11 protein-coding genes are annotated in these 13,599 nt (G+C 43.4%); 5 read left to right on the top strand and 6 right to left on the bottom strand.

Annotated elements, in window-relative coordinates; genetic code table 11:
• Positions 1–9: 9 nt before the first annotated feature.
• The 4 genes from QUA57_RS01540 (at position 10) to QUA57_RS01525 (ending at position 6,477) form a co-directional block, all read left to right on the top strand.
• Complete coding sequence (locus tag QUA57_RS01540) at positions 10–1,032, top strand: PRC-barrel domain-containing protein (protein ID WP_333058996.1); 1,023 nt, start codon at positions 10–12, stop codon at positions 1,030–1,032.
• Positions 1,033–1,344: 312 nt separating this feature from the next.
• Positions 1,345–2,370 (top strand): SGNH/GDSL hydrolase family protein, encoded by a 1,026-nt coding sequence (locus tag QUA57_RS01535; RefSeq protein ID WP_333058997.1) that lies wholly within the window; start codon positions 1,345–1,347, stop codon positions 2,368–2,370.
• 81 nt (positions 2,371–2,451) lie between these two features.
• Positions 2,452–4,632, top strand: coding sequence for a hypothetical protein (locus QUA57_RS01530; protein WP_333058998.1), 2,181 nt, complete (start codon positions 2,452–2,454; stop codon positions 4,630–4,632).
• A 12-nt stretch (positions 4,633–4,644) separates the two neighbouring features.
• Positions 4,645–6,477: a DUF6798 domain-containing protein gene (locus QUA57_RS01525; RefSeq protein ID WP_333058999.1), complete on the top strand. Its 1,833-nt coding sequence runs from the start codon at positions 4,645–4,647 to the stop codon at positions 6,475–6,477.
• A gap of 95 nt (positions 6,478–6,572) precedes the next feature.
• Here the strand turns inward: QUA57_RS01525 and QUA57_RS01520 are convergent, their stop codons facing one another.
• From QUA57_RS01520 to rfbC, 4 genes are all read right to left on the bottom strand, one after another.
• Positions 6,573–7,547 carry a glycosyltransferase family 2 protein gene (locus QUA57_RS01520; protein ID WP_333059000.1) on the bottom strand — a complete coding sequence of 325 codons (975 nt, stop codon included), beginning with the start codon at positions 7,545–7,547 and terminating at the stop codon, positions 6,573–6,575.
• 92 nt (positions 7,548–7,639) lie between these two features.
• Positions 7,640–9,430 carry a hypothetical protein gene (locus QUA57_RS01515; RefSeq protein ID WP_333059001.1) on the bottom strand — a complete coding sequence of 597 codons (1,791 nt, stop codon included), beginning with the start codon at positions 9,428–9,430 and terminating at the stop codon, positions 7,640–7,642.
• Positions 9,431–9,536: 106 nt separating this feature from the next.
• Positions 9,537–10,409, bottom strand: a complete 873-nt coding sequence (gene rfbD, locus QUA57_RS01510; protein ID WP_333059003.1) for a dTDP-4-dehydrorhamnose reductase — start codon at positions 10,407–10,409, stop codon at positions 9,537–9,539.
• Between the two features lie 2 nt (positions 10,410–10,411).
• Entirely contained in the window at positions 10,412–10,957 is a 546-nt protein-coding gene (gene rfbC, locus QUA57_RS01505; protein WP_333059004.1) for a dTDP-4-dehydrorhamnose 3,5-epimerase, read from the bottom strand.
• Between the two features lie 118 nt (positions 10,958–11,075).
• On the opposite strand from rfbC, the gene QUA57_RS01500 reads away from it, so the two are divergent.
• Entirely contained in the window at positions 11,076–11,696 is a 621-nt protein-coding gene (locus QUA57_RS01500) for a methyltransferase domain-containing protein (RefSeq protein ID WP_333059005.1), read from the top strand.
• 84 nt (positions 11,697–11,780) lie between these two features.
• Here QUA57_RS01500 and QUA57_RS01495 read toward each other — a convergent pair whose 3' ends face one another.
• Positions 11,781–12,845 carry an NAD-dependent epimerase/dehydratase family protein gene (locus QUA57_RS01495; protein WP_333034848.1) on the bottom strand — a complete coding sequence of 355 codons (1,065 nt, stop codon included), beginning with the start codon at positions 12,843–12,845 and terminating at the stop codon, positions 11,781–11,783.
• Complete coding sequence (locus QUA57_RS01490) at positions 12,838–13,599, bottom strand: glycosyltransferase family 2 protein (protein ID WP_333059006.1); 762 nt, start codon at positions 13,597–13,599, stop codon at positions 12,838–12,840. Before QUA57_RS01490 ends, QUA57_RS01495 begins: the two co-directional genes overlap by 8 nt.

The following is a 13,599-nucleotide window of genomic DNA, read 5'->3' as shown; positions in this document are numbered from 1 at the left end:
AAAGTTAGAATGACATCCGAACAAATTTGCCAACGCTCCGACCTTCTCGGCACTCAAGTCATCACCCGCGACAGAGGTAAACGCTTGGGGGTGGTTAGTCAATTGTGGGTGGACATTGACAGACGGGAAGTTGTGGCGATCGGTCTGCGTGATAATATATTTGCGGTCGCTGGAATGCCGAAGTTTATGTTCCTCAGCAATGTCAGCGAAATCGGCGACGTGCTGTTGGTGGAAGATGAGAGCGCGATCGAAGATGATGTTGATGTTGAAGTCTACAGCATTTTGATTAACAGCGAAGTTATTACCGAAACCGGCGAACTTTTAGGTAGGGTGCGAGGCTTTAGGTTCGACCCCGAAGACGGTAAGTTAGTTTCTATAATTATCGCTTCCCTGGGCATCCCCCAAATCCCCGACCAAGTTCTCAGCACTTACGAGTTGGGGATTGAGGAAATTGTTAGCAGTGGCCCGAATCGCTTGATTGTGTTTGAAGGTTCCGAGGAAAGGCTCAGGCAGCTTAGTGTGGGTTTGCTGGAGCGCGTTGGTTTGGGTCAAGCACCTTGGGAACGAGAAGAGGACGAGGCAGGTTATTATCCGAAACCCGTGGCTACGGGAAATCAATTGGGCCCGGGCGTGCGGATACCTGCACCGGAAATGCGGAGCCGCGTAGCTGCGCCTGCGGTGGAGGAAGTTCCTTGGGATGAGGATTTAGAGTGGAATCGGCCTGCGGTTCGCCAGCCGCCCATGCGCGCGGTGCAGGCACAGCAGCCTGAGCCAATAATCGACGATTACGAGGATTACGAAGAGGATAATTGGGGCGGTGAGGAGGACGATTACGAGGAGGAGTACGAGGAGAAGCCGCAGTACACTCGCGCTGAGATTTCTCGCCCGAAGCAGCCGGTGGTGGAGTACGAGGATGATGTGGAGGCTGATGCTTGGGCTGACGATGAGGCACCGAAGCCTTACCAGGCTCCTCGCGTGAATATCCCTGAGAAAACTAAGACTCCTGAGTACGAGGAGGAGCCTGGTTATTAGAAATTAATCAATTAGCTCAAACCAATATTTTGCACTCTTCTTAAGAACGGGCAAGATGCCCGTTCCACAATCAAGTTTATTTTTTGTGGAACGGGCTTCTAGCCCGTTGCTGATATTGGTGCAAGATGTGAGTTTAAACTAATATTTTGTAGGCACGGGTTTTACGAATAATATTTAATTCTGGTAAACAATCTAGTGGGGTAGGTTGGGGGATGCAGTGAAGGCGCTCAATCTAATTAAATTAGATCCATGAAGTAGATAATACTGGCATGGCAGTTTACTATACTTTGGCTGACGTTTCATATTATGTTAATGAGCGAAAAAAAAATTGCTAAAAATGTTGCTTTCAGATTAATAACCTATCTAATTTTTCCAATTTTTTTATCTACCACCACGGCGGAAATTGTCTTGCGAGTTGCGGGATACAAACCCTGGCAAATAGAAAATGTTGATGTTGCCGTCGAACCAAAAGGTAACTTTTTTACCAAAGACTCGGAACTCGGCTACAAACATTTGCCGGGAAAATTCAAGGTGATACTTAACGGCAATTACTCATTTAATGCAACTCATCTCAATAATAGTTTAAGAATAACTCATCCCCTCAATACTTACAATTTATCTTCAAAAAAGCCAGAAATTTGGATATTTGGCTGTTCTTTTACCTACGGTTGGTCATTGAATGATAGCGAAACTTATTCTTGGTTGCTGCAAGAGAAATTACCCAAGTATGAAATAGTAAATTTTGGCGTTAACGGCTACGGCACGCTGCACTCGTTGATTCAATTCAAAGAAGCACTCAAACAAGGAAATAAACCAAAAATTGCGGTGATTGCTTATGCGGGATTTCACGACCGCCGCAATACTTTGTTAAGGGCGAGAAGAAAGCAAATGGCTGCTTGGAATAAACTGGGTATTTTATTCCAGCCCGATGCTAGGCTGAATGGAGAAAATAATTTTACCTACAAAATGGCAAAACTTGAATATCAGGAGTTCCCGCTGATGCGGGTTTCTGCATTCAGCCATTTTTTAGAGGTTAATTACAATCAATTTGAAGAGGGATTGTACAAAAGTCACGAGGTTTCTAAGGCAATTATTGAAGAGTTTAACCGTGTGGCTGAGGCTAATGGTGTTAAGTTAGTTGTGGCGGGAATTAATGCCGGTTCTGCTAAAATGCTGCAGGAGTTAAGTCAGGAGGGAATTGTTACGGCGGATATTTCGGTTGATTTGAAAATACCTGCAAATAATAATTTACCTCATGACCTTCATCCAAGTGCGATCGCGAATCGGCAATATGCAGAAAAGTTAGAAGGTTTTTTGCAAGGTACTGTTTTAAGATAAGTTAACGAACCGCGAAGGCGCAAAGGGCGCGAAGGAATAGAGAAAGAGGAAGTTTAGAAGTTATTTAGGGTTGCTAGAGTGATGGGAGTATTTGATATTGTTTCTTTTAAATTGCCTCGAAAATTTATAATTGATGGGTTTTTCCTGTTTTTACTTGTTCTCGTAACAGTTGCAGTAACATCAATCTATGTATCCAGCGAACATACTTTTTATTGGTGGGATTACGCGGGCTACAACACTGCTACACTCAATACGGCAAATTTATTTCGAGACTCGCCAGATAAAGCATGGCGGGGAGTTATAGAATCGCTATCTAAGGAAAAAAACCTGTTGATTTGTCTGCCCTTAGTGCCGTTTATTCTCTTATTTGGCGAGTCTCGGCTGAGTTACGTTCTCAGCGTATCCCTGATTTATGTGCTGCCGTTTCGCCTGTTGCTGGGGGCAATTTCTGCCAAGCTAATTCCAGTTTACCCCCGCCGGGTGTTTTGGTCAACGGTGCTGCTGAGTTTATTAATTCCGATGAGTTGGATACCGACTCTGCGGGGATATCTGGATACTGGTGGCTGTGTGTTTCTAGCCTTGGCAATTTGGGTTTATTTGCAGGATGTTAAGCTGAAATCTTGGTGGAAAATCCCGTTGATGGGGTTTTTGCTGGCGGCGGCGATTCTGTTGAGACGCCATTTTGCTTATAGTGCGATCGCATTTTTGGGTGCAGCGACTTTACAGGCTTTCATCGAGTTTATTGTACTAATATACCGTAAAAAAACGTCGTTGTCGTCTCCAAAAGACAAGGACGCAACAGTGCCGTTTGCCTACAGATGCTTGTTTGAATCCGCTGTCAAATTGGGATTGATAGCTGCAACTAGCTTGACTATTTTAATGTTGGTAGCGGGAGATTTTACTCGCAGTGCTCTGACGGTTGACTACCGCAATTTGTATGTCGCTTGGAGTTTGCCGATAAATGATATTTTAACTCGTTATGCGGATTTTTACGGTTTGGGAACTTGGCTGCTGGTACTGATTGGTTTTTCGGCGGGAATTCTCACCCGAAAGCTGGTTCCAGCGGCGGCTATTTTTGTTTCGTTGTTTGGGGTTTTGTCGCTGATTGAATGGCTGTTAGTGTTGCGTTACGGCTACTTGCACTATACAATTCATATTACACCGATCGCACTTTTAGGACTATCCACATTTTTCTGGACAACTTGGCTGACACTCAAGGGAAAAGTCCGGTATTTGATGCTGGGCGCGGCGGGTTTGTACCTGGTTTTGAATGCCGCAGTCGGGTTAATTCCTCTCAAAATTGATTTGCCAAGACTGTTTGTGGGTAATTTTCCGCCGTTAGTGCGATCGGACTACGACGAAGTTGTAAAATTAGTAGAGTTTCTGCGAAAATTAGCACCGAATGAAGAACCGATTTATATTGCCAGTGCTTCTAACAGTTTTAATGCTAATATCCTCAGACAAGCCAACCGCAAATTAAACCCGCCGGAGGGTTGGTGGAAATTAAATACCATCGGGAGGCCGCAAATTGACTCGCGCGATACTTACCCGCTACCGGAGTTGTTGCAGTCAAAATATGCGGTGGTTGCTGTGCCTTTTCAGCAGGTGTTACCGACTGACGAGCAAGTTTTGCGATCGCACGAACAAGATGTTGTTAAATTTGTGTACGATGCCTTTACTCAAAACTGGGAAATTGCCCGCGATTTCCAATTGCTACCCGAACAGTTTAAGCTAGAAAACGGCGTGACTGTCAGCGTTTACCGGAGGGTGAGGCCGACTGATACAGCAACGGCAGTTAGGACTCTGGAGGCGATGCAGCGGCAAATAGTCGATCGACCAGGCACGCAGTTAGATTGGATTAGTTTGCATCAATCAATCTACACAAGTGCAAATTATTCAGTCAGTCAAGAATCCGATAACCTATATAATATTGTAACTCATCCAATTAAAAACAGCAAGAAACTCGATACATCTTTCCTGTATTTAGGTTCCATTTCAGACAAAGTAAAAGTTACCGGCCAACTCAATTTACTTAACAAGCAATGTCCGGGAGTTGCCCTGCGCTTGACTTTGTGGGACAAGCAAGGTAAATTAATAGACTCAGCAGAGATGGCTTATAGTCAAAAAAGTGCGAGCGACTTAAATCTATTAGTTGAGGGCAAAAATCCCATTTATCTGCTGCTTGAGGTATTGAGTAGCAGCCAACAGGATTTAACAAACCAATGCCGACTGGAGATTAACAATTTGGCTGTCAGTAGGTAAGTTGAACCGTCAATGCAAAAACATCAAAAATCCCACTGGTATTTTAATCTATCTCTGTATACTTTTGTCATCATCGGCTCCCTGATGGCCACTGGGTATATTTTCCCGATAGGAGGCAACTTTCCCGAAGTGCCGCCAATTCAATTTATGTTAAATCCTGAACTCTACAAAAATGACTATTACGTTCAGGAAATGGTTAAGTTTAATCCGAGATATTACTATTATTATATTATTTATTTGCTCGCCAACTTAGGAACAAGCATTCCCCTAGCGCACTTTATTTATCAATTCCTCGCCTTCGGTTCATTTATCCTAGCTTGCTACGCAATTATCAATATCTATACTAATTCCAAACTGCCTGCCGCAGCGATGGCTTTTTTATGTATAGCGGCCTCATTTACAGATGTTGGTAACACCCTGATATTTTCCACTAAATCAGTACCCAGTACCTTCGCAATGGGTTTCGCAATTTGGGGAATTTACTTTAGTTTGCGCCAGAAATGGCTGACCGGATATTTATTTTTTGGACTGGGCTGTTTGCTGCAATTTTTAGTTGGTTTGTTGCCAGGATTGATGATGGTTCCCGTTTTATTTATTGAATCTGTAAGACAGCGAAAGTTTAAAACACTGATTTTGGCGATCGCACTTTTAGCAGCAATGGCAAGTATCGTTTACGTACCGATGTTATTAACAGGTACTACCAGCACTCACACTATCGACAACGCCGAGTTTGTCTACATTCATGCGAAAGTCCGCAACCCCCACCACATCCTCCCGTCAAATTGGGATGTCGGGAATTGGTTCAACTTTATATGTTTCATAATGGGTGGCTTGCTGTGCATCAAAAATTCCGATTTATTGCCAAAAGAAGACAAGGTTAATTTTTATATAATTGTTGGTACATCCATTTTTGGGCTGTTTCTAAATTACATATTTGTCGAAGTTTACCCTTTGGCTTTTATCGCCAAACTACAGTTAGCTAGAACCGTCCCTTTTGCTCAATTAATTATATTTATTGCTGTGGCTTTGACGGTAGATAGACTTTACAGAGACAAACAAATAGCTGTTAGCTTGTTGCTGTTAGCTGTACTAACTTTGCCTTTTCGGGGTATCATTTTCCTAGTATTATCAGTTTGGCAAACAAAAAATTACGTATTTCCCAAACGATATAATATATTGTTGTGGATTTTAGCAGCAGGAACGGTAATTTTCAGCTTCATATATCCGCTGGCTGATTCATGGGAAATAATAGGCGATCGAATAATTAGTATCCCCGTCCTCTTCTCAATCCTCGCCTTCCCATTCATTTTAGAAGAAACCTCCCTAGCTACATCTATCAAACAGGCTATAACTCACACATTAGCCTTAATAACTACCGCCACCTTAGTTTTTGGAGTAGCAGGAATTCTGCCCAAACCTATATTAAATGTATTTCAAACAAGAGTTAATATCAATGCCGTTCCCAGGGACGACTTAAGCAGATTAGCTGTGCGTTTTTCGCAAATTAGCAGCCGCGATGTACTCGTATTAGTTCCACCCTCAGTTACCAGCTTCCAGTTTTTCTCCGACAGAGCGATTGTCGTCAACTTCAAGAACTTTCCCTTTACCGAAAAAGGCATTAAAGAATGGCAAAACCGCATGGAAGCTGTTTTAGGGGTTCCCTTAAACCCGCAAATGATTTGGGGAGGAAATAACTTTTTTATCCGCCGCAGCAGTGCGGATTTAGTCAAAGTAGCCCGAAACTATCATGCCGATTATATCCTGACTCGCAGCGATTGGCATCCAAATATTGACGGAGAAATAGTAGAGCAAGAGGGCAAATGGATACTGTTTAAAATTAGATAATACTATTCTTGAAAACATGAGAGATTTATTCAGTCTGGCGTTGCGCCGACTTTGTTTGTATAGAAGCGGTTTCAACCGCCGAATCAGATATGCGGTTAAATATCAAAACCCGAATCATCAATAATTTCGCTAATTTGCTTGTCCACATAATCAGCATCCACATTCCGCGCCATCAACTCAGCTAAAATCCCCAAAGAAATTAACTGCACCGACAGAATTGTACACAAAATCCCAAAAAATAACAAAGGTCGATTCCCGATCGGCCCAAAATTCATCCCCGCCAAATTCAGAAACCAAATAACTATCAAATAACTCAGCGAAACAGTTCCAACCAAGCCAAAACACAATCCCAAACCTCCAAACAAATGACCCGGTTTGTGCAAATACTGCGTCGTGGCTAACACCGTCAACAAATCAATAAATCCCCGCGCATAACGTTCCCAGCCGTAATTTGATTTTCCGTGCTTTCGCGGATGATGTTCCACCACTACTTCTCCAATTTTAAACCCTAAATTGTTTGCTAAAGCTGGAATGTAGCGGTGCAATTCCCCGTACAATTTAATCGACTGCAAAACTTCCCTACGGTAAGCTTTAAAACCGCAATTCATATCGTGCATTTGCACCCCAGTCAGCAAACACGCAACGGCATTAAACAGCTTGGAAGGTAAAGTTTTAGAAAGGGGGTCGTTCCGCTGTTTTCGCCAACCGGAAACTAAATCAAATCCCGATTCTAAATGATGTAAAAATTTGGGAATTTCAGCGGGGTCATCCTGAAGGTCAGCATCAAGAGTAAAGATAATTATCCCTGCGGCATTGCGAAATCCTGCTGAAAGTGCGGCGGATTTGCCAAAGTTGCGGCGCATTTTAATCGCTTTAATTAGTTTGGGATGTTTGCTGGCTAAATCTGTGATTTCTTGCCAGGAATAATCGCGGCTACCGTCATCTATGAAAATGACTTCGTAACTGTCAATTTCTGTTTGAAACATGACAAGTTGGATTTTTTCAAACAGCAATTTGAGGGTGGCTTCTTCGTTGTGAACGGGGATTACGAAGCTGAGATGTTTTGGCATAGGGCTATTCTATTTCATTTGTGTTGTCAAGAAGATTTTTTTATTAACCGCAGAGGGCGCAGAGGGCGCAGAGGAGGAGAAAGAGAGGTTTTTTAGTTTTTATTGATAACTTGGGAATTCCGCAAAGCTACCCAACCTTCGCGGTTTTTAAAGGAGGCATAGGCTGTCAATAATTTATCTGTTGGTGATGTGTGAATGTATCCTCTCCAAGCGGCGAATTCGTAGGAAGGGCCAAACAATTTAACTAAATCTGGGCGCGGAAATCCTGACATGGCGAAACCTCGAACGACATTTTCTTGGTTGAGAATGGCAATACATTTTACATTGTTTTCGGGGTCTCCTACCCAGCCAATTACTCTGGAGGCTGTTGGTGCAAGTTTGGTGGCTGTATCAAAATATCCGGGTACTCCGTCTTTGGGCGCTGACAGTAAATTTGCGTCTATTTTGGTGTCTAATGCTGCACAGAAATTGTGTTTTTTGATGTCTCGGTTAAATGGCACTAAGTTGTTAGTTTTTAATGCGTCGATTAACCCGATAAAAGCGGCGGGTTTGTTGCCTACGCGGTCTTTAATTAACGTTACGTCGGTGATGCCTAATTGCAGTGATAATGCTACTAAGGGTTGATAGGTGGCTCTGCGGGCGATCGCCATTGCAGTTTCGCCTCCCACCCCGTACATTAAAATAATCGCAACTGTCGCGACTGCAAACAGCGGTGTCAGCCAACGCCCTTGAATTCTTGGTGTTGGCTGCAACTCGCGCACCCACAATACTGTCAGCACAATTGTGCTCATCCAAAACAAAGCTGGGAGTGTGGCGTAGCGGGAAGCGGTGGCCTGTTCGACGCCAAATCCCGATCGACTAACCGCGGCCATTAACGCCGTTTGCAGCGTGTAAAGTTGGATTGATAGCCAAGGCAGCCAATCCGGGCGATCGACCTTTTTTACAAATAGCCAATAACCCAAAAAACCAGTCGCCGCCATCAAACCAATTATACCAATAATTGAAGCCACAATAATATTTTCACTAAAAATTCCGCCGAGATAAGTCGGAATATATTCGAGAGTTTTGATCGGGTTAGTTTTAGTTAAAGAAGGGTGATGAGAGGGAGTTTTATAAGTTAAAAAATAAATCCCAATCACTGCTATCGAAGCAATGAAATACAAATAAGTTATTCGCCGAGGAAACCGCAGCACAACAGCCGCCGCACACAATATCGGCCACAAAGCTAAAGGAGTGCTGTAACTAATACAGCCTAAAACGCCAAAAACAATGCTGCCAATTACCCACTTATTTTGTTTCCCTCCTTCGTTACCAGGCTCTGCCTGGGAATGAATATCCAGAGGCTCCGCCTCCCTCTTTCTTGACAAAAGCGTCACATAAGATTGCAAACAAAATAGCGAACAAATCACAAATAAATTAGCAATTATCCAGTGAACGCCGCTGAATCCTCGCATCCAATTGTGAGCCGCCGCTGGAGTAAAATCAAAAATAGAAATGCAAAGGAGGAGCGAGATAAATTGCAGCGGAAAACGCCTCAAATTGAATGGCAGCAGAGCAATTAATACGTGGCACTGAATCCAAGCCAAGAACCAGGCAACTAAACACAAACCAATATTTGAACCTTGGGTGACAACTATATTCAAGCCATAAATAATTGCCGGAATCAAGACAAAATGCTCGTTCGCCCGAAATATCCAATTAAAAGGATTTGTAGAGAAACCGTCTACTGAATAAAAATTCCAGGTCATCCACCAATAATCAAAATTAGACAAGTCTCCCGCTTGGGATATCAAGTACAAAATATATGACGCTGGTATGAGAATGCCGAGAACTGAGGCGGCAATTAAGACATCTTGTTGCTTGATTTTCATGGATTCAGACATCGGGAGATTTTTAATGGGTAGGAGCGGGTTTAGCCTAGAAACTTTGCATCTAACAGATGGTTTCTCAGCAAAACCCGCCCTCACGTTTTGAGTTTTCCTCAATTTTTTATTTCACTTCTCTTGTCAGCATTTGTCTGAGCCCTTGTCGCCAGTGGGGAGGATGCGTGCCTAGAAGTGCTGATATTTTTACCGTAGAGAGGACAGAAAAAGCCGGACGTTTTGCGGGTGTCGGATATTCGGAGGTGGTGATGGGAATTACGCGCTGAACTTTTAGGGGAAAGCCGAGTTTTGCTGCTTCCTCAAAAATGGCGATCGCAAAATCGTACCAACTACAAACACCGCTATTAGTGTACTGGTAAGTCCCAAAAGTTTCTGATCCAAGGAGAGGAATAATTTGCGAAATTGCCTCGGCTAAATCCCGAGTCCAAGTAGGACTTCCGATCTGATCTGCTACTACTCTAATTTCTTCTTTTTCCTTTCCCAACCTCAGCATGGTTTTGACAAAATTACCTTTGCCGCCGTTGCCGTAAACCCATGCGGTTCTAATAATAATATGTCGGTTTCCCGCTTTACGAATTGCTTCCTCGCCTGCTAATTTCGACTTTCCGTAAGTCCCCAGCGGGTTCGTAGAATTTGTTTCCTGATAAGCCGAACCGTGGCTGCCGTCAAATACATAATCAGTAGAAAAGTGAATCAAACTTGCTCCCAGTTTTTCGCATTCTTCTGCGAGAATTCCGGGTGCAATGCCGTTGACTGCGTTTGCTAATTCCGGTTCGCTTTCTGCTTTGTCTACCGCAGTGTAAGCACCCGCATTGACGACTAAATCCGGTTGAATTTCAGCCATTGCTTGACGGATGCTTTCGGGTCGGGATAAGTCGAGGCGAGTGCGATCGACCGCAATTACCTCTCCCGAAGATAATAAAATCGGCTGCAATTCTTGAGCTAGCTGTCCGCTGCCACCTGCGAGTAAAATTTTCATTGTTAAAAAACTTGAGCTTTTTTGAAGGTTTGTCCCGCTTGGTCTTTAGCTGATAAGATTGGTTGGGCACCATCTAGCGGCCAGTCGATCGCCAAATCGGGGTCATTCCACAGGATACACCGCTCGTGTGCCGGTGCGTAATAATCTGTAGTTTTATACAAAACTTCAGCCGTCTCCGAAACCACTAAAAAACCGTGAGCAAATCCCGCCGGCACCCAAAGTTGCCGTTTATTTCCTGCACTCAGCAAACACCCAACCCACTGCCCAAAAGTCGGCGAACTTTTTCTAATATCCACCGCTACATCAAAGATTTCGCCAGCAACTACCCGCAGCAATTTGCCTTGAGGCTGCTGCAGTTGGTAGTGCAAACCGCGCAACACATTTTTAGAAGATTTGGAATGATTGTCTTGAACAAATTCGACCGTCACGCCTGTTTTATCGAGAAAAGCTTTGTGATTGAAACTCTCAAAAAAGAAACCGCGATCGTCTCCGAAAATTTTCGGCTCAATGATCAGAACTTCCGGTATTTCGGTAGATATAACATTCATAGTTAGCTGTGAAAGTGATAAACTCATACTCAGTCTCTGCTATTTTACTATGAAAGCCGACGCATATCTCAAAAAATTGTACGCCAATCGATTTGATTCCCGACAACTGCAAGCCAAGGTGGCACTATGGAAAGTTTTAATTGACGAGTTTTTACAAGAGTATGTTCCTCCCGAATCAACTGTTTTAGATATTGGTGGCGGTTACTGCGAGTTTATAAATCAAATTCAGGCTAAAAAAAAATATTTAATTGATCTCAATCCAGATTCCAAGTTATTGGCTCATCCTGATGTTAAAGTGTTGAACATAGATGTTTTAACTTTTGACGATAAACCAGCTCTTAGAGAACAATTTGACCGGATATTTATCTCTAATTTTTTTGAACATCTCCGCAATAAGGAAGAACTCATACAAATTATTTCATTTTGCTTTGAGGCGCTTAAGCCTGGGGGTTCTCTCTTGGTTGTCCAACCAAATTTTAAATATTCTTTTAAAGAATACTACGATTTTATCGATCATCAATTACCCATTACCCACTTATCGCTGCAAGAACTTTTACAAACCGTCGGTTTTGAAATAGACCTAATTATACCCAGATTTTTACCATTTTCAACAAAAGGCAGACCTGCCTCGCCCTGGCTTTTAAAAGTTTACTTAAAATTGCCTTTTTTGTGGCGATTTTTGGGAGGTCAAATGTTTGTTAAAGCATCGAAACAAAACCCGAGAGGTAGAGACTCATGACTCGCAGATGCAGTCAGCTCCACGCAAAGCGATACATCTGCGTTTATCCGCGTTTATCCGACTGCATCTGCGGTTAAAAAATCCCTACAAAATCGAACTTAAAACCGCCTCATTAGCAGCAATCCAATCATAAATATCCTGCAAAGCCGCTTCCGACCCAATCACAGGCTGCCATCCAGTTTTCTCCATCACCCTAGAAGAATCAGTAATAAAAATCGGAATATCCCCCGCGCGTTCCTCCAAAACAGGAGGAATCGGAATCGATTTACCCGTAATCTTTTGGCACAAATCAGTTGTCTCAACCAAAGAAAGACTGTTGCTCAAACCGCCGCCAACATTAAAAACTTCACCATCTAATTTGGAAAAGTTTTCTAACTGATAATTAACTAACCTCAACAAATCTTCAACGTGCAGTAAATCCCTAACCTGCTTGCCGCTGCCACCAAAACCGATATAACTCAGCGACTTTTGAAAATAGTGAGCCGCCACCCACAAACCGCAAACTCCCTGATCGACTTTACCCATTTGCCAAGCCCCGGTAATCAACCCGCAGCGGTTAATAATTGCCGGCACATTGTATGCTTCCCTGTACTCCTCAATCAGCAATTCTGAAGCTAATTTAGTTGCTCCATAAAGCGAACGGTGTCCTTTTAAAGGGAAGTCTTCTGATATGCCCAACTCGGATATACCGGGTAAAGTTTGCTCGGGGGCGATCGCAAATCTATTTGGCAACTCTAACAGTTTAACAGACTTGACACTGGCGATCGGATAAACCCGACTCGTAGACAAAAACAGCAAACTCGCACCCGTTTGTCTCGCCAACTCCAAAACATTCACAGTGCCCAGTAAATTCGTCTGCAAAACGTACTGAGGCGAACTAAAACCAGCCAGCACAGAAGGCTCCGCAGCACAATCTATAATGCAGTCAGCATTGAGTGCAACTGGATCTAAATCTGCCGCGGTGCGAATATCCCCGTAAACAAACTGAATCCCGCAACTTTTAAGCCGAGGCAGATTCAATTCCGAGCCCCGGCGACGCAGGTTATCTAAACAAATTATTTGCCATTCTGGGTGCAGTTTCTTCAGGCCAATTGCCAAACAACTGCCGATGAAACCGGCACCACCAACAATTAAAATTCTCTCAGGCATTCACTTTCAACTTTGCTATCTTTCTAGTCCGGTGGTAGTCGCCGCGAGACAGATGTTTTTCCAGCCAGACATATAAGACAATAAACAAATATCGACTGCCCATCTCTTTGATTTTCAGCTTAGAAATTCCAGCAGTCCGATTGTACCACCTCAGAGGAATTACCGTATAGGAAAAACCCCTAACAATTGCTTTTAAAGGCAGTTCGACTGTCAAATTAAAATGATGGCTCAAAATCGGTTGTACGCCTTCAATTACTTCTCGGCGGTAAATTTTAAAAGCATTGGTGACATCGCTGTACCGCAAGCCGAAAATACTTTTGACAAACCAGTTTGCTAAGCGGTTAATTGCTAACTTGTGAATTGGATAATCAACCACAAATCCGCCTTTGATAAAGCGGGAACCAAAAACGCAATCATATCCTTCTTGCAGCTTGCGGTATCCTGCTACCAAATCTATCGGATCGTCGGAAGCATCCGCCATCACAATTGCTGCAGCATCTCCGTCAAATTCCGCCAAACCCCGGCGCACGGCAAATCCGAAACCATTCGGAGGTTGATTGTTGATGTATCTAACTGTGGGAAAAGTCTCTGACAACTCCTGGCAAATATCAAGCGTTCGATCGACACTGTTGTCATTCACAATCAAAATTTCGTGCGGAATGCCTTCTAAATCGAGCGTCTGGGCGATCGCCCGCACAGTACCGTACAAACAGCCCTCCTCATTGTGAGCTGGTATTATCACAGAAATTTTCAC

Origin of the sequence: Microcoleus sp. Pol7_B2 (genome assembly GCF_036701035.1) — a bacterium.
In the GTDB taxonomy this organism is placed as follows: Bacteria; Cyanobacteriota; Cyanobacteriia; order Cyanobacteriales; family Microcoleaceae; genus Microcoleus.
The sequence above is the reverse complement of the archived record's forward strand: the minus strand, read 5'-3'. Positions and strand labels throughout refer to the sequence as shown.

Excerpts from the sequence above, each read along its gene's own strand:
- QUA57_RS01540 (WP_333058996.1), top strand. The coding sequence starts at position 10 with ATGACATCCGAACAAATTTGCCAACGCTCCGACCTTCTCGGCACTCAA.
- QUA57_RS01535 (WP_333058997.1), top strand. The coding sequence starts at position 1,345 with ATGAGCGAAAAAAAAATTGCTAAAAATGTTGCTTTCAGATTAATAACC.
- QUA57_RS01530 (WP_333058998.1), top strand. The coding sequence starts at position 2,452 with ATGGGAGTATTTGATATTGTTTCTTTTAAATTGCCTCGAAAATTTATA.
- QUA57_RS01525 (WP_333058999.1), top strand. The coding sequence starts at position 4,645 with ATGCAAAAACATCAAAAATCCCACTGGTATTTTAATCTATCTCTGTAT.
- QUA57_RS01520 (WP_333059000.1), bottom strand. The coding sequence starts at position 7,547 with ATGCCAAAACATCTCAGCTTCGTAATCCCCGTTCACAACGAAGAAGCC.
- QUA57_RS01515 (WP_333059001.1), bottom strand. The coding sequence starts at position 9,430 with ATGTCTGAATCCATGAAAATCAAGCAACAAGATGTCTTAATTGCCGCC.
- rfbD (WP_333059003.1), bottom strand. The coding sequence starts at position 10,409 with ATGAAAATTTTACTCGCAGGTGGCAGCGGACAGCTAGCTCAAGAATTG.
- rfbC (WP_333059004.1), bottom strand. The coding sequence starts at position 10,957 with ATGAATGTTATATCTACCGAAATACCGGAAGTTCTGATCATTGAGCCG.
- QUA57_RS01495 (WP_333034848.1), bottom strand. The coding sequence starts at position 12,845 with ATGCCTGAGAGAATTTTAATTGTTGGTGGTGCCGGTTTCATCGGCAGT.